Genomic DNA, 18,611 nt, shown 5'->3' on the forward strand with positions numbered 1-18,611 from the left:
CTACTTGTTTAAATAGATTTGAACCCAGTCTCCCAAAATTCGGGTTTTGGTATACTTTTTTGCCTCACCCTTTTTTAACTGATGCGACCAGGAGGCACGATCTGTGTTATTGGCACCGGGGCCTGAATTGTTGTATTCGGCATAAAAAGTGGTCGATTTATCATCGGCATTACTCCATTCTTTCCATGCTTCGGGAGCAATATGACTGCCCAATTCACAATTCATAAAAACCGTTTTAGCGAAAGGTCGCCACGGACGCCCGAGATAAACTTTGGTCACTCCTTCTTTCGCTTCCAGCTTGCAGTTCATAAAAACAAAACCAAAGGCTTTGCCCTGATTTGTACTGGCTGCGGTAATGTAGGAATCTCTTCTACTAACGATCGTACAATGATTGAAAACAACTGTTGCCGAGCCAAAAATAAAATCGGTGGTTCCTTCTATGGTGCAATTTCCAAAATACTGTTTGCTGTTTTCCCCTGTCAGATACATGGTGTCCTGATTTCCCAGAAATTTGCAATTTATAAAGCTGCAACGATTGCCTTCCAAATGCAAAGCTACAGCCTGCCCAACCGGACCGGCGGTGTTTTCAATCGTCAGGTTTTTGGCGTAAAAATCAACGGCTTCGACCTTTAAAGTATAGGTAAAAAAAGTACTGTTCCGGCCACGGTCGATCTTCTTAAAATAATCGTCCCACGAAATGATGGTCTTCCCGGCATCTTCGCCAATCAGTGACAATTTGTTGTTCCACGAAGGCACTCTCACTTTTTCGCGGTAAGTCCCGTTTTTAATGTAAATCGTGATGCGTTTGTCGGGGAAAGCCTTGGTGGCGTTGATGGCAGACTGAATAGATGTAAAATCGCCCGTTCCGTCCTGCGCGACAGTCATTTCATATTGCACTCCGCTTTGCGCCAACAGGTTATTCAAAATAAACAAACACCCCAGAAAAAAGAATATTTTCTTCATCATCGAGCCATTATTCTATTTCTATTCTCTTTGAGAAATCAAGTTTGAGCCTTATACATTCTTTCAAAGCCAATTTGGCCACTTCGGCTGCTCCTTTTTCCGATAAATGTGTATCATCCTGTCGTCCTTCAGGGAAACGCTCTGTTGGTTCTGTCCACAAATACATGTTTTTGGAAGATGCGTCGCCCATCTGGTTCACCCAGTCTTCAGTTAATTTCTGAAGATCGATAAGCGGGACATTCAATTCTTCTGCTACCTTACGTGTGGCCGGCGGGTAATCGCCATGCGTATCTTTCAAGGTTCCGTCTTCATCAAACCTTCTTCGCACAATAGATGTAAACAAAATTGGTTCAGCCCCTTTCTCACGGGCTTCGTTCACAAACTTTTCAAGGTTTTCGGAGTAAGTTCCAAACGGCGTTGTATACCGTGTGGAATCGTATTCTTTTTCATCGTTGTGCCCGAACTGAATAAAAAGCACATCGCCCTGCTGAATGCTGTCGAGTACTACCTGCCAGCGCCCCTCGTCGATAAAGCTTTTCGAACTTCGTCCATTCCGGGCATGATTATGCACAGTTACCGTTTCATCGAAATAATTGCCAAGTACCTGACACCAGCCGGTCTCAGGATAAACTTCGGCTTTTTTGTTGGCCATGGTAGAGTCGCCAATGCAATAAATATTCAACGTTTGATTTTCCTGGCAAGCACTTAAAAGAAATATAACTGAAAGAAAAAACAGTAAATGATAATTCAATACATTTCGCATTTTACTCTATTTCAATTTAATGGTTGTTCTATCTACTTCACCGTCAATAGCGACAAACGGCGAGAAATCGATTTGATCTGTACTTGTTATTGAGAAATCAGCCGATTTACTCCCGAGAAGAATGATATCATCGCCACCGTCAAAATCGAATTTTAAATTCTTGATGTCCACATCCTTAACATTATACATGGTAATAGCATTTCCGTTTTTTGTATCGAGATGAACATTCTCCATCTGCACGCCGGTTACATCGACAATGACAAATCCCACATCGGCGGACAGCAGCATATTACTCAGCTTCACATTCTCGAGGTTCATCTCGGGAAGTCCCTGCAGCAATACTGCCTGGTGGGCCCCCTGTACGATAACATCAGAAATTTCAATATCTTTAAACTGCGGAGTTTCTTCGCTTACCGGTTCCGGTTTCGACATGCTCTGTGAATCCCCATCAGCCAGCATTTCCGAAGCCGATTTTCCACCATAATACAGGTTAAACGAAATGGCAAAAGTTGGAATGTCTTTCATTTGAATACCTGAAATGTAGATGTCCTCAACAACACCGCCGCGACCTCGGTTACTTTTAAAACGCAGCCCCACGTCGGTACCGATAAAAGTACAATTTGAAACGTGCATATTTTTTACGCCTCCCGACATTTCGCTCCCAACGGTAACACCTCCGTGCCCGTGATAAACAATGTTATTTCTGATCACCAGATTTTTACAGGGGATGCCTCTTTCGCGTCCGTCTTCATTTTTTCCCGATTTGATGCAAATGGCATCGTCGCCTACATCGAAGTTGCAATTTTCAACAAGAACATTTGTACATGACTCAATATCCAATCCATCGCCATTCTGCGAATACCACGGATTTCTAACGGTTACATTGCGAACAATCAAATCTTCGACGATCAGCGGGTGCAAACACCATGCAGGTGAATTCTGAAAAGTTGGTCCGTCGAGCAGAACACGCTTACTGTTTTGAATGCTCATCATTACAGGACGCAGGAAGTCTTTGATCGCCATAAAATCTTCTTTCGTTCTGAGGTCGGAACGTACATTCTGATCGCCGGGACCCGATGCCGCTTCTAGATATTGCTCAGAAGGATACCATTCGTCGCCATCTTCGTTAACCACACCGCCCGACTTTACCAGTTTCTTCCACTGCGATTCGGTCAGCTTTTCTTTCTTTACAAAACGCCAGGCATCACCCGAACCATCCCAAACTCCCTGGCCGGTAAATGCGACATCCTCGAGATTTACTCCGTAAATGGGCGACATGCATCGCCAGGTGTTCAAGCCTTCGAAACTGGTCTCTACCAGTGGATACAAATCTTTATCCTCGGAAAAAACAATGAGTGCTCCGGCTACGGCATGCAGTTCAAGATTACTCTTCAGCGTTATAGGACCGGTTAGCCAAATTCCCTGTGGAATGATCACTTTTCCGCCGCCGTTCCTGGTAACAGCTTCGATGGCATCGGCAAAGGCTTGCGTATTGAGTACCTTCCCCCCGTTTACCGCTCCAAATTCGGTTATTGATACGGAATAGTCAGGAATATCCGGTTCCGAAATGGCAGGCATTTCAAACTCAATTCCATCAAAAATGACGGTTTTATCCTGCTCGGGAGTGCTGCTGACAGTGCACGAAGTGCCAATAATTATCAGTAATAAAATTAATTTTGAATAAAGTAGCTTTATCATTTTTTATTGTGTTTTATTCGTTCAATGACCATTTAATCTCTGCAATCCAATCTCCAAGAACATTTTCGGCTGTATATCTCCGGGCCCCATTCTCGCTCAACTGATGCGCCCATTTTACACGTTCATCCGTTTTCGATCCGGGACCGTAATTTTTATACTCGGCAAAATAGGCTGTCTTTTCGTTGTTCTCATCGCCCCAGTTGTGCCATCCTTCGGGCTTGATCTGATTTCCCATTTCGCACTTTACAAAAACCGATTTCCCGTAAGGTCGCCACGGACGACCCAGATAAAATGAGGCTTCCGGCGCATTTCCTGTGATTTTGCAATTCAGAAATACAAAACCAAATTCGGTATTCTCCAGAGTCGATGGTGCTGTAATGTAACCCTGATCTTTGCAAAAGATGGTACAATCTTCGAATACAGCTGTGGACCAGCCAAAAATAAAATCGACCGTTCCTTCTATGTAGCAGTTCCTGTAATACTGACGGCTGTTATCTCCATGTGGATAAAGCGTATCCTGGTTCCCTAGGAAGCGACAATTTTTAAATGCCACGCGATCGCCATCAATACGAACCGCTACTGCCTGGCCAACCGGTCCGGCAGAGTTTTCGAAAGTGATATTCTCGGCCTGAAAACCATTTCCAAAAATGTAAAATGAAGTAGATCCGGTAGTACCCATTTCTTCCCCAAATCGATTCTTTTTCGAGGCAAAATCGTCGTAGGAAAGTATGGTTTTATCCAGATTTTCGCCAAGAAAGGTAACGTTGGTTTTACTGGCTGCCAGCACTAGTTTTTCTTTGTAGGTCCCTTCTTTTATAAAAATTACAGTTCTGTTTTTTCTGAAATCGGGCACAGCATCAATCGCTTCCTGAACGGTGATAAAATCGCCACTTCCATCTTTTGCCACCACAAAATCGGATGCAAAACCTAGCGTACACGACCAAATTATCAGGATCAATATGATTAGCCGATTCTTCTTCATACTTTATTTACTCATTCTGAACCAGTGGATATCAACGGTTCCTGAATCGTTTGTAGTTCCTTCGCACAAAGCAAAATATCCTATTTTGGCGCCAATCCATCGTCCCGGTTTGGCTTCAAATTCGCTGGCTACTTCTTTGAATTTCTTTCCATCGATACTGTAACTAAAACTGCAAATGGCACCTTTTTCTACTTCTACCCTGAAATAAATAGCACCACCTTCAAAATCTTCAACATGCAGTTCTTCTTCCGATCCGCCCGTGCGCGCGTTTTTGCACCGAACAACACGAATCACCATTTTCTCTTCCAGTTGGCGGATTGAGATGTACTGATAATCTTCGCCCATGACCACAAACCCGGCTTCTTCATTCGGTGTTCTTGCACCGAAATTAAGTTTTGTGGTTGCCGTAAATTCTTCAGCGGGAAACTTTTGCAGTAACAAATTAGGCACTTCCCATAGTCCTTCAACGCCTTCGGGTCGGACAATGCAGTTTAGCCGATAAAAACCGAGATTGCCCGAGGGAAATCCGTATGAGATGTGTGGATTTGCATGCCACTGCCATTGTAGTCCCAAACTGCTTCCGTTAAATTCATCGCTTTCAGGAGGAGTAACAATCGGGTAAGTTTGTCCAACATCTGGCTTTTTAAACATCGAAACCGGTTCTCCAATTCCATCGCCGTCGTTATCAATACCAATTACCGGCCAACTGTTTTCCCATTTCATGGGGTTTAAATGAACAACACGTCCATAAGCTTCCTTGTCCTGAAAATGGATGAACCAGTGTTCACCCGACGGAGTTTTTACCCAGGCGCCCTGATGTGGGCCGTTAATATCGGTATCGCCCTGAGCCATTACCGTTTTTATTTCGTACGGCCCGTAAATATTTTTTGATCGAAGCACTGTTTGCCAGCCCGCTGAAACGCCTCCGGCCGGTGCAAAAATGTAATAATACCCGTTGTCTTTGTAAAACTTGGGGCCTTCAATCGTCGGGTGTTCATCGTGTCCGTCAAATACCATTACATCCTCTCCGATCACTTGCGTACCATCGCTGCTCAATTCGTTCACGATCAGGACACTTTTTATACGTGCCCGGCTACCGGCAAAAGCGTGCGTCAAATACACTTTACCGTCATCGTCCCAAAGCGGCGACGGGTCGATCAAACCTTTACCGCCTTTTACCAGAACCGGTTCCGACCAGGGACCGGCAGCTTGTTTGGCTTTAATCATATAAATTCCAAAATCGGGGTCGGGGTAGTAAATGTAAAATTCGTAGTTGTGGTAACGGATGCAGGGTGCCCAAACACCGTTACCATGCTGCGGAATACTGAATACATCCTCGGGAATGATAGGATCGAGCGCATAAGTGACCAACTCCCAGTTAACCAGATCTTTTGAATGCAGAATTGGCAATCCCGGGCTACAATTAAATGATGAAGCTGTCAGGTAATAATCGTTGCCAACACGCACCACATCGGGGTCGGAATAATCGGCATGAATAATTGGATTTTTGTAGGTCCCGTCGCCATTATCAGCTACCCAACCATTAGAAATATAGGTTTGCGAAAAGGCTTGCAAGGCAATCAACAAAACAGCTGCAAGTGCATAAATACATTTTTTATAGGTTCGATAGTTCTTCATCCTGTTTCCGCGGAATTACTGATTTACCAAAGCATTGATATATACTTCAAGATTGGTATATGATTTATCGATATTATACCCGTTATTGTCTTTCTTTTGAGGATTGAGTTGGTGTTTCTCTTCCCATGAGTCGGGCATTCCATCATTGTCCGAATCGGTTGGTGGTACTGTCGATTTTAGTTCGGGCCAGCCGCCTACATCTTTTGGCGAATCGATTATTCCCAGACCACCTCCTCCGTAAGAAGCCCCAAATTTTTCGACACCTGATGCTGCTTCTTCAATAATACGCTTGTCCACATCGTCGCGCACAAAATTAGCGCCCGCTGATTTTAACACCTGCTGATAAGCGGTTTCTGCATCGCTTGTATTTACAGCCGCATGCTCAATCGGCGTATCCAAACGCGAATATTTCTTGGTTTTCTCATTCACTCCTTTACCCTGAACACCACCGTTCCAGTTATCGGCCGAAACCTGAGGATATCCTTCCACCACGTTTCCGTCGATATAAAACCAACCAGCACCGAGAGTATCGGTATTGTAGTTTTCGTTGAAAAATGTTTGAGTCAGGTTGAGTATCCTGTCGCGCACATCTTTTTTGGTTGCCGGGCCGGGTTTGTAATAATTGTTCACCATGTTGTAATATCCCTCTTCGCCACCATACGCGCTGTTGAATCCCCAGTTGTAAATCACATTATTTCTGAAATCAGTTTTCTCCGATTCGGGGTTATTCGAATAACGCGAACCGCAAAACCTTGGATTTCGGCTGCTATGATCAGAAATCAGATTATGGTGAAACGAAGCATTTAATCCGCCCCAGATTCCACCGTAGCCATGAGTTCCTTTATGGTGATAGGAGTCGTACATGCTTTCGCTGAGGATGCACCATTGCAGCGTAAAATTTTCGTTATCGTAGAATGAGGCCACTTCATCGTCGGCCCAGCTTAAACTGCAATGATCGATAATAATATCTTTTCGGCGCAGTCCGTAAATGGCATCATTCTCATCCTGAGCTTTATCGCCCGGACGTACCCGAATGTAACGGATAATTACATTGTCAGCATCCACGCGTATGCCGTAGTTTTTCAGACAAATACCATCTCCGGGAGCTGTTTGTCCGGCAATGGTGAGATGGCCGTTTTTAATGTGGATCGTTTTTTCGAGTTCTATGTTTCCCGATACACGAAAGATAATGGTACGTGGTCCTTCTGCTTCAATTGCTTTTCGGAAACTTCCCTTGCCTTTGTTATTCAGATTATCAACAAAAATCACCTTTCCTCCGCGCCCGCCGGTAACGTACATTCCGCCACCTTCGGCACCCGGGAATGCAGGTGTTTGTGCCATGGTAAAACCAACTGAAAAACTAAAAAACAAAAAAATTAAAAGCCTCATGAATCAATTTTTTATCGGAAAAACTGAGTTAAACCCGGGGTACATCAATATGTACCCCGGGTTCTAACTAACTAACTAACTATGTAAATAACTTAAATACTTAAGTTCTCTATTTCCATCTTGGATCTCCGGCATCAACTGTCGTACTGCTAAACGAGTAATCAACATTATCCGGATCGCTCCATAAATCGGTAGAACTTAATTCAAGAGGTATCAACTGATCAACAATTGACGATCCTGAATTAACAAAATCGGTAGTGGCATATGAATTTGTAATTGTCACTGTCACATCGTCGGCAGGACGAATACCACTGATCGAAGGATCGTCGCCATATGAAGTATTTCCAAAAATACAGTTCTTCACTTCAACACCTTCGGTAATTACTGCATCGCGGATATCCATTATATACCTGCCCGAACTGAAAGGTGTTTTATTGAAGGTACAATTTTCAACAATAATACGCTGACAATCTGTTGGTTCGTCGTAACGGATAAAATGGCACATCAAGCTGTCGATTGTTGAATTTCTGATCTCAACAACCTTAACATTGGTATTGCCTTCGGTAGCGCAGAGTACTCCGTAACTGCCACTTGATCTTCCCATGTCGTGAATAATACAACCGTCGACCACATAATTACCAATAGTTTGATCGGCTCCACCTCTCAAGCGGACTATTTGACGACCGATGTTATACATTTTGCAATCGAAAAATTTAATTCCTCCAACATCACAAGGATCATTTTCGGCATCGAAAATACCGCGAACCTGATCGCTCGGATTTTGGTTGACATAGCCACTCATGAATAAGTTCTGGAATACAAGCGTATCCGCCGGAGTTAAACTTGATCCGATCTCGAAGAATTTCACGCCCTCAGTGATGTATACAAAGGGCATTTCTCCATCCAGGCCTTTTACTTTGATGCTCTTATCCAGCACCAATTCTCCAACAAAGGGATAAGTACCACCCTGGTCCAGAATGATCACATCTCCCGGGGAAGCACCTGTAATGGCAGCAGCAAGATCTTCACCCGAAGGTAAAAATACATCACCCTCCATCACATAACTCTGGAAACCTCTTACTTTGCCACTGTTCAGAATCTGAACCTGGTAAGCGGCATTCGGAAGATCGCTGATGTTTTTAACACCGGCGGCTTGTTCTTCAGCCGAAATATCATATGAAGTTTCGCCATCTGCCGAAATAAACGACAGCGAATTAACAGCTTTTCCGGGTACCCAGTTTACGGTAATTTCCCCTAAACCGGTCATTACAATATCGTAATTGTTAAAGATATTCTCAGGATCTGACTTAAAGGCCAGTGTTGCCCATTTCGATTCAGCAGTTTCTGCACTGGTTCCTTTTACCCTTGCTGAGTACTGGCTGTTTCCGGCCGGAAGTTCATAAACATAAGGAACTTCATCGGGTGTAACAGTGGCAGTATGAATTAAATTTCCAAACTGCAAACTGTCGTCACTGATCTCGAGCACATAAGTATCGATACCTTTATTTAATTTCCATTCCAACGAAACTGTGGTTTGATTACTAATTCTCGCCTCCAGTTCGAGTGGTGTAAACACCCTGTCGTATTGAAGTTCTTCAATAACGGGACTTATATCATCTTCACAGGCATTTATTGCAACTATTGCAAGCAAGCCGAGTAAGATTCGAATATATTTTATTGTTCTATTCATTTGTCTAATTTCTTAGTTTAAAACCAATGTTATTCAATAGGATCGTTGTTCAACATCCCGTTACTTGCATCGATGAAAACCTGCCAGATCGGCCAGAACTGGTTCTGGTCAGGATCGTTGGTATAGAGTGCCCCTATCTTCTCATCCTCGAGTTGAGAAGGAGTAGCCCAATTTTCGGAGAACGTATATTCAGTTGACATGTCCTCGGTTTCACCTCGCTCGAGCCCATAGAAATCAAGGGTTTCATTATCATCGAGTAAGTTGTAGTAAATGCGCTCAGGAACATCGGAATATTCACCACTTTGGTAACGCAGATCGTCCATTTTAACTTTTGCCTCATCCAATTTGGTTTTTAGCAGGTTCCAACGAATCAAGGCCTGTTTACGTTCCATTTCGCCACAGAATTCATAGGCCTGCTCATCAACAATGGCATTAAACATCGCCTCCTTACTACTTAAACCATTAACATAGGCATCTACTTTTTCTGACCAATCTTCCTGGTTAAATGCTCTTTGGCGAAGTTGTTTCAGGTACGGAGCAGCAGCTGAAGGTCCGTTCAGTTCATTTTCAATTTCTGCGGCCATCAATAAGATTTCGGCATAACGCATGTAAATCTTATTCAGTCCGTCATCGTTGGTTGAGGTTACTCTACGGTTCATCCATTCGTAGCGCCATTTCCCGAAATTCCAGGTATCGATTCCCATCAATTCCTGCTGAGCAGGATCTGACTGGCTCCAGTTGTAAGGCACACAAGTAATATCACGACGTGTGTCTTTAGCATCGTAATCGTAAAATACGTTTGGAAGCGGCCCGTACATTCCACCCCGCGGCTGACCGGTATACTGGTCTTTAGCCTGGTGCTCCACGCCGTAAGTATACAAGTGACGTCCACGACCGGGAGCAAATGGTATTTCCCAAAGTGATTCGGTACCTGCGGTAACATTTTCTTCGCAGTTTTTTCTCCAAACGGTTTCGAAAGAAGTTTCGAGTGATGCTGCACCGCTGTTAATTACGTCTTTACATTCCTGCAAGGCAATTGGATAAAGCGTGCTAACCGACAGTTCAGGATCAGAACTACGGCTGATCGAATTTCCGCGTTGAGCATATCCTGCTGCAACCAGACATAGTCGAGCACGCAATCCTTTTACAAAGGCTTTGTTAACCTGCTCTGTAGTAGCTGTCATTTCTGTTTCGCCCGGCCAGGCAACCAAAGTAGCAGCCTCTTCCAGGTCGGCAATCAAATGCTTGTAAATTTCATCGCGGTTAGTTTTGGGCAGGTAAATTGTTTCCGATGTAATCGGTTCGAACCTGTAAACGATATCTCCGTGTGCTTTAAGCAAATCGGCATAATAAATGCTGCGGAGTGTAATTGCTTCGCCCAAAAGTTGCCCCATTTCTGTTCCGGGCACAGGATTTCCATAAGTTCGTAATCCTCTGATGCAAATATTTGCACGTTCGATTCCTCTGTACAACATTGCCCAGTAAACATTATCCCTGTTCATGTCTGAGTTTGTTGTAGAATTCACGTATCTCGCTAAATCGCTTCGTGCATTGTCGGAGGTTGATGAGTTGTACCACTCGATATCGGTGTTTGAACCGTAATGAGTGAGAAACCTTCCCCGGTATGAGTTGGTTTGTCCCATTACCTCTTTGATGCCATCGATTGCTCCCTGTGCCAATTCAACGTTTGAAAAAATCAACGACTCATCCATTGTAGACTGAGTAGGAGCATCCAGGTATTCTTCGCATGATGTAAAAACCACGAAAAATAATATCGGTATATATGCTATTTTCTTCATAATTATAGATGCTTCAATTAAAAGTTAAGATTTAAACCAAAAATTATCTGCCTGCTTTTTGGATAAGGCGAGTAATCGACTCCCGGAGTTAAAGGAGTACTTCTTCTCGTAGACACTTCAGGATCGAAACCTGAATAATTTGTAAGTACAAAAACATTATTGGCTGAAGCGTACAGTCTCAAACTATTGATGTGTACCTTTTGAGTTAATGTTTTAGGAATAGTGTATCCCAAAGTAAGTGTATTCAAGCGCAAGAATGAGCCGTCTTCAACTGCCCAGTCGCTCAACACATAGCGGTCCATGTAAGGCGACCACATTGTGGTGTTCGCGTTCATTGCAGCAAGCTCATCAGGATCGTTTACCAATTGGCCATTTGCATCGATGTTGGTCCACCGTTTACCGTCGGCCATTATATCAATCATGTTTCGATAAGGATATCTGCTGGTTGAAGTATACTCTATTTTGTTGGCATTGTATACGTCGTTGCCGTAACTCCAGCTAAAAACTGCTGCCAAATCGAAATCGAAGATGCGTGCCGAGAGGTTAAAACCACCCGTGGCTTTAGGATTTACATCGCCGATAATGGTGTTATCATCAACGGTAACTTCGCCGTCGCCAGTGATATCTTTCAGCTTCATCGAACCCGGACGAGGTTCGCCAACAACACTTGAAACGTCAGCAACACCGTCTTTTAAAATCCAGGTTTCTGTATCTTCGTCATAACCTGTAAAATCGGATACTTCGTATCTGCCGTCCGACAAATATCCTCTGATCTGGCCAACAGGCTGATCAACTGCAATCCAGTAATCGGTTCCAATTTCGGTTGAAGCCCATCCTGAAGCAATACCAAAGTCTTCCATTATACCGAGCGATTTGATCTTATTCCGGTTCAAACCAACATTGGCACTTAACGAGAGTCCGAAGTTTTGTTTATCGACAGCGACCCAGTTCAACGAGGCTTCCATACCTTTATTCTCGGTCTCACCCATGTTTCTGAACTGGGAACTGTATCCGGTTCCCGATACCGGAAAGTCGATTAACAGATCGGTTGTGGTATTTAAATACATTTCGAAGGTTCCGTTCAAGCGGTTATTGAATAATCCAAAATCCAATCCAACATTTCGCGTAACTGTTGTTTCCCAAACAAGATCGGGATTCGCCATTCGTGAAGAAACCGCCCAATATCCCGATACATCGTTTATATAAGTTGTACTGTTCGAACTAAATGACTGAACGATCTGTCCGGATACAATATTATTGTTACCGGCAGTACCGTAACTAACACGCAGCTTCAGGTTATCGACAGATGAAACTCCTTCCATAAATCCTTCTTCAGAAATTCGCCAGGCTACCGCAGCTGAAGGGAAATACCCCCAACGATTACCTTCTGCGAATTTACTCGAGCCGTCAGCCCTGAATGTTGCTGACACTAAATATTTTCCTTTGTAGTCGTAATTGGCACGACCAAAGAATGATACTAATTTATTGTCGGCACTAATCTCATTTTCTATACTTAAAGGAACTCCTTGAGTTGTAAGACGAAATACTTCGCTTGATGTGAAAAATGAAGGATACCCCTGAACTATATCTGTGAGGGTGCTTTCTTCAACTTTTATTAATTCCTGACCCAATAAAAGTTTTACACTGTGATCATCGTTGTTAATAAGATTCTTAAAGTCAAAATTCAAGGTGTTTGTATTTCTTATACCCTGTCTTCTTCTCTTTTCCATTTCAGCAGCAGGAAATCCCTGGTAATCAGCATCGGTATAATTTTTCACATAGTAAGTGGTAGGTCCGTAATAACGATCGCGTTCGCGCTGATAAGTCTGGAGGCCAACTTCTGTTTTAAACGTTAATCCATCGATCAGTTCCCATGCAAAACTTCCCTGCATGTTCAACCTTTTACGATTTTGCTGCTGATCGTTATCAGCAACGGCAGTCAACGGATTAATCATGTAACTTGAGATTTCTTCATCGGGATAGTCATCCAAACCATTCAATGGAATTGGTGAATAAATCATAGCATGTTTCACACGCGAATCGGTAGGTGTACCGGAAATCTGATCGATCGCACCACCGCCGCCAATGTCGGTATCGGAATAACGCAGTGAATATGAAAGCGTAATCTTCTCGGTTGGATTGTGATTTAATTTTAAGGCCAGGTTATCGCGTTTGTAATCCGATCCCAACATGATTTCGCGGTTATTGGTACCTGCATAACTGAAGTTGTAATTGAATTTCTCAGATCCTCCGCGTACACTTAAATCGTGGTTGAACACCCTTCCGGTACGTCCGTAAACCTGTTCCATCCAATCGTTACCGGTTTGTCCGGCATACAAATCAATATCCTGGTAATAACCAAAGTACTTCTCGAATGATGTCAGATCATCCATTCCGTTTCTAAGCACTGCCAGTTCATATTGCCAGTTCACAAAATCTTCAACACCCAGTCTGTCGAGCGTATTGGCAATTTTCTTGAAACCGCTGTACACATTATAACTGACGGACACTTTTCCTTCTTTACCACTTTTGGTAGTAATAATAATTACACCGTTTGCACCACGTGCTCCGTAAATAGCTGTTGACGATGCATCTTTCAACACATCGATCGATTGAATCTCGGATGCGGGTATATCATTAATGTTATCCACCGGAAAACCATCAACAATGTACATTGGCGAATTGTCCTGTGTAATTGAACCGCCACCGCGAACACGGATTTTAATCTCAGCATCGGGCGAACCTTCAGTAGTGATTACCTGCACTCCGGCCATTTGTCCGGCCATTGCTTCGGCTGCCGAAGTCACCGGAATGGCTTCCAGTGCCTCACCACTTACAGAAGAAACAGAACCTGTAATGTCCCTCTTTTTTGCCGTACCATATCCAATCGCAACCACCTCATCGAGTTGAGTTGCTTCAGTTTCCAAAGCTACATCGATGGTGGTCCTACCGTTTACAGGCACTTCCTGCATCTGGTAGCCAATAAACGAAAATAACAGAACTGCATCGGCCGAGGGTACTTCAAGGTCATAAGTACCTTCCGCAGTTGTAATTGTTCCCCGGGTTGTTCCCTGCAAAACGACGTTTACTCCGGGCAATGCTTCACCCGAACCTGCATCGGTAACTTTTCCCTTAACTGTAATGTTTTGCGCGTAGACCGTAAAAGCAAAACATAGTTGAATAAGCATCAAAACACCTACGCTAAGGAACAGATTTTTCCTACGTGGTGAATGATCTTTCTTTTCAGAATTTACCATAGTTTACCATTTAGATTTAATTAAATAATATTCGTTTAGTCTAAAACCTACTTAAGTACCAGGTTGAGCAAAACAATCAACAAGATCACAAGTAGCACAATTGATGCAACAATAATCATGTTGGTTTTTCTTAGGTTTTCTCTCATTTTACCCATTTTGTTTTAGCTCATAAAAAAGGTACTCTGCAAGATATGTTGATTGATTGATCCGTGGAATGTATTTCTTCCCAAAAGCTAAGGCCGGACTTCCCCCACACAGCCAGGATTCCCAAAATTCGGGAAATATTTCTCAAAAATGTGGATAAAACATCGCATACCACACTTTAACCCCTAATCTTCAGTAAGTTACAAAATAGAGAGTTTTTTTCGTTTTTGGGAGGTCTATTTTTCTCTGTTACCGGAAAGAAATTCAGTGGCACTCATGCCGTATTCGCGTTTAAAACACTTTCGGAAATGCGACAGATCTTTAAAGCCTACGGCATAAGCTATTTCGGAGATGTTGAGTTTTTGCTGCTCCAGAAGTTGTGTTGCACGTTTTAATCGAATGTGCCGGATAAACTCTTTCACCGTCATATTAGTCAGTGCATTTAGTTTCCGGTAGAGTTGCATGCGGCTTACGCCAATCAGGGTTGCAAACTTTTCAATATCGAGTTCACTGTCGGCAATATTTTCTTCAACAACACTAATTACTTTTTGTAAGAATCGTTCGTCAGGCGATGCAATCACCACGTTCGAAGGTTCAAGTTTCATCGTGGCCGTGTATTTCTCTTTCAATAGTTCATGCATCGAAAGCATATTCTCGACTTTTGCCTGCAGCACCGACAGATCAAAAGGCTTGGTGATGTAATCATCGGCTCCAACCGATAATCCTTTCAGTTCATGTTCTTTCGAATGCATGGCCGTCAACAATAAAATTGGAATATGCGAAGTGCGCTCATCGTTTTTCAAATGTTTGGTCAGTTCGTACCCATCCGATTTTGGCATAATAATATCGCTGATCACAATATCCGGAATGGCTTCCAGTGCCAGTTTCCAGCCCTCATCGCCATTCGAAGCTTCGTAAATTTTATAGTACCCGTTAAAATGTGCACGAATAAACTGGCGCACATCAGCATTGTCTTCCACAATTAACATTACCCGGGCATTTAAAGTATCCTCGGGTCGCTCGGTAACCTGAATTTCCGGCGTATCGGCACCATTAAGCTTCGGCTCAACTTCGATTTCGTGTGCCATAGTGTATGGAATTCTTATGGTGAACTTCGATCCTTTTCCGGGCTTACTCGTTACAAAAATCTTCCCTTTGTGCAATTGTACCAGTTCCTTTACCAGCGCCAGTCCAATGCCCGCCCCGGCATCTTTATCCCTTTCATCGGACTGGAAAAAGCGCATAAAAATCTTTTCCACGTTTTTGCTTGTAATTCCTTTCCCGGTATCTTTTACATTGATTTCGATGTATTGTTTTTCTCCTCCTTCGTCGGAAAAATCTTCACTTTCCGAGTCGAAGACCAGTGAAATATTAATCGAAATCGATCCTTTTGCTTCGGTAAATTTAAAAGCGTTCGAAAGGAGGTTATTCATGATCTTTTCGATTTTATCGGGATCGAACGAAACAAACAACCTTTTTTTCAGGGTTTTAAAAGTGAGTTTTATGTCTTTCTCGATGGCATAATCGTTGAAAGAATTCACAATGTTTCGGATGAAACGAACCAGGTCAGCTTCGGTTAAATTCAATTTCAGGTTACCGGTTTGCAGCTTTCTGAAATCGAGTAACTGGTTAATGAGGCGATTTAGATTTTGCGCATTCCGGTGCATGAGCCGCAGGTTTTCCTTAACCTCTGCATCCACATTTTTCTTTTGAGCCAGTTTTTCCAGTGGCCCCAGAATCAAGGTCAGCGGAGTTCTGATTTCGTGCGAAATGTTGGTAAAGAACTTCAGCTTCATCATGTCTAATTCGTGCAACTTGCGTGCATTTACACGTTCAAGAATGAGCTGGTTTTTAATCTTTTCCCGATTCAGTAAAAACCGAAGTATCAGGTAACCCAACCCAAGAATGAGCAGCAGAATAAGTGAAATGAACAAGTTTGTTTTCCAAAAAGGAGGAAGTATTGTGATGCTCATTTGCAGTTCCTTGCTTTGCTGTCGGCTGCCTGGAAGTACTCTTTTTACTTTTAAAACATAATCGCCAGGATTCAGGTTGGTAAACGGTGCACTCCTGTCTTTCGAAGGACCTATCCAGTCGCGGTTAAAACCTTCAAGCTTGTATGAATACATATTATTCTGGCTGTTTACATAGTTGAGCGCTGCAAACTCCAGCGTAAAAACATCCTGCGTATAGTTGAACTCCAGATGTTTGGTTTGTGAGATGCTTTTTTTGAGCACCGAGTTTTTCTCATTGCTGATGCCAACTGTTCTATTAAAAATCTTCAGATTAGTGAAAACAAGAGGCACATCGGCATCCACATCAATAATCTCATTCGGATCGAACCGGTTAAATCCCTCAACCGTTCCAAAAAGCAGTTCACCCGCTTTATTTTTATACGCAGCACCATAACAGAACTGGTTGTTCCCCAATCCATCTTTATTGGTGAAATTATGAAACAATTCGTTGACGGGATCAAATTTCGACAATCCGTTCGAAGTGCTGATCCAAAGGTTTCCTTCATCATCATCCAGGATACAAAGTGCCTGGTTGTTGGCCAGACCTCTGTCTTCGTTGTAATATTTCAAAGGCCCCGAGTTCAAAGAATAAAGTCCTATTCCATTGTCTTTGGTGGCGATCCAGATTTGTCCGTCTTTATCTTCAAACATCGAACGCGTGTGCTCGAAATATCTTGTTGTGCTCTTTTTTTGCGGATGATAAATAATTACCTCATCATCGCTTCCCATCCATAAATTTCCGTCCGAATCGCAATCGATCCAATTCACAGGCTCATAGCCATTCAACTGAGGATAGTGCCCAAACGACTCACTTTTAGCATCAAAACGATCCACTCCACTGCTGGTAACTGTCCAGATTTGTCCCTGTGCATCGTGACACAAATCCCACACGCGGTTATCCGAAAGGCTACCTTTCCGATCCGGATCATAACGGTAATTCTTTACATTCCCGTTTTTCAAATCAATGACATCAATACCTCCCATGTACGTCGCTACCCAAAGGTTGCCTTTGTTATCTTCAAGAAATGCTTTGATGCAATTTTGTGAGAGTGGATTCGCCTGTTTTTTATCTGCAGTGAGGTAACGGTATGTTTTGGTTTCTGGATTGTAGATGTTAATACCACCGTCTTCTGTTCCCAGCCATATTTTTCCCGCGTCATCTATCCAAATGGCATAAACAATACTGCTATTCAGGTAGCGGTTGTCGCCGGGCAATGCGGTAAAATTGTGAAAAACCTGTTTGCTTTTTGCCAGCATGTTCAGGCCCCCTCTTGTGCCGATCCATAATTCACCTTTCGTATCGTGAAAAACCGACAATACAGAGTTGTTCGACAGGCTCCTGGGCTCCTGCATGTTATGCCTGAAAAATCCGGTTACGCCTTTGTCTTTCGAATACTGAAACAATCCGCCGCGGGTGCCGATCCAGTATTCACCAAAAATTCCTTTTGAAATGGCTCGAACTGTTTCGGTACGTGCAGCGGCAGGCTCAAGCTTTAACCTTTTGTAAGAATACTCATTCGGATCGATTAGAAACAGTCCTGAAGAATAAGTTCCCACCCACAACGATCCATCCGAATCCAGGTAAATTTCCCAAATTTGGTGGTTATCGCTATCGCCAAAAGGTAATACAAAATATTCCAGCCGCTTTGTTGATTTATCGTAATAGAACAGTCCTTCATCGGTACCGATCCACAAAATACCATTAAAATCGAAGGCAAGATTTCTGACAAAAACGCCGTCAATCGAGACATCGTGATTTACAGGGCTTAAGTCGGATATATTGTTTGCTGAATCTAAAATCAGTACATTAAAATCGGTGGCCAACCAAAGATTTCCCTCTTTATCCTCGAGAACATCGTTTACCGAAGTTTCGCGGTATTGAAATCCCTGTGCGTCTTTCAAAGGATGGCTAAATGTTTCCTTTTCGCGGTCAAAAACATTTAAGCCTCCGGTTTCTGTTCCCACCAAAAGATTGCCTTCAGCGTCTTCTTTAATCACACGTATCAGGCTTCCGTGCAAGTTATTTTGACTATCGATATCGGGGAGGTAGTTTACAAATTCGTACCCATCGAAACGGCTAAGTCCCTGACTGGTTCCAATCCACATAAATCCTTTGTTGTCTTGAAAAATGGTCTGGATCTGGTTGTTTGGTAATCCGTCTTCCTGGGTAAAAATATCAAACCTGTATTCCGATTGGGCCCAAACTGATTGTCCGCAGAAAATAATCAGAACAGCCATGATCAGCCGAAGAGCAATAGCGACTATATGTTGATTTG

At 43.1% G+C, this 18,611-nt stretch carries 10 protein-coding genes; all 10 read right to left on the reverse strand.

The features are described 5' to 3' along the window. On the reverse strand, positions 1-966 hold the full coding sequence (locus WFY05_RS03670) for a pectinesterase family protein (protein WP_340111369.1): 966 nt from the start codon (positions 964-966) through the stop codon (positions 1-3). Positions 967-973: 7 nt separating this feature from the next. Next, complete coding sequence (locus tag WFY05_RS03675; protein ID WP_340111370.1) at positions 974-1,726, reverse strand: rhamnogalacturonan acetylesterase; 753 nt, start codon at positions 1,724-1,726, stop codon at positions 974-976. 6 nt (positions 1,727-1,732) lie between these two features. Further along, positions 1,733-3,424, reverse strand: coding sequence for a glycoside hydrolase family 28 protein (locus WFY05_RS03680; RefSeq protein WP_340111371.1), 1,692 nt, complete (start codon positions 3,422-3,424; stop codon positions 1,733-1,735). Between the two features lie 13 nt (positions 3,425-3,437). Further along, entirely contained in the window at positions 3,438-4,406 is a 969-nt protein-coding gene (locus WFY05_RS03685) for a pectinesterase family protein (RefSeq protein WP_340111372.1), read from the reverse strand. A gap of 3 nt (positions 4,407-4,409) precedes the next feature. After that, on the reverse strand, positions 4,410-6,044 hold the full coding sequence (locus WFY05_RS03690; RefSeq protein WP_340111373.1) for a glycoside hydrolase family 43 protein: 1,635 nt from the start codon (positions 6,042-6,044) through the stop codon (positions 4,410-4,412). Between the two features lie 15 nt (positions 6,045-6,059). Beyond that, positions 6,060-7,433: a pectate lyase family protein gene (locus WFY05_RS03695; protein WP_340111374.1), complete on the reverse strand. Its 1,374-nt coding sequence runs from the start codon at positions 7,431-7,433 to the stop codon at positions 6,060-6,062. Between the two features lie 109 nt (positions 7,434-7,542). After that, entirely contained in the window at positions 7,543-9,123 is a 1,581-nt protein-coding gene (locus WFY05_RS03700) for a DUF5123 domain-containing protein (protein ID WP_340111375.1), read from the reverse strand. A 29-nt stretch (positions 9,124-9,152) separates the two neighbouring features. Further along, entirely contained in the window at positions 9,153-10,922 is a 1,770-nt protein-coding gene (locus tag WFY05_RS03705) for a RagB/SusD family nutrient uptake outer membrane protein (protein WP_340111376.1), read from the reverse strand. Positions 10,923-10,939: 17 nt separating this feature from the next. Further along, positions 10,940-14,179 (reverse strand): SusC/RagA family TonB-linked outer membrane protein, encoded by a 3,240-nt coding sequence (locus WFY05_RS03710; protein ID WP_340111377.1) that lies wholly within the window; start codon positions 14,177-14,179, stop codon positions 10,940-10,942. 380 nt (positions 14,180-14,559) lie between these two features. Next, on the reverse strand, positions 14,560-18,573 hold the full coding sequence (locus WFY05_RS03715) for a two-component regulator propeller domain-containing protein (RefSeq protein WP_340111378.1): 4,014 nt from the start codon (positions 18,571-18,573) through the stop codon (positions 14,560-14,562). Positions 18,574-18,611: the final 38 nt, after the last annotated feature.

The sequence above is a fragment of the Maribellus mangrovi genome (assembly GCF_037646455.1).
Lineage (GTDB): Bacteria > Bacteroidota > Bacteroidia > Bacteroidales > Prolixibacteraceae > Draconibacterium > Draconibacterium mangrovi_A.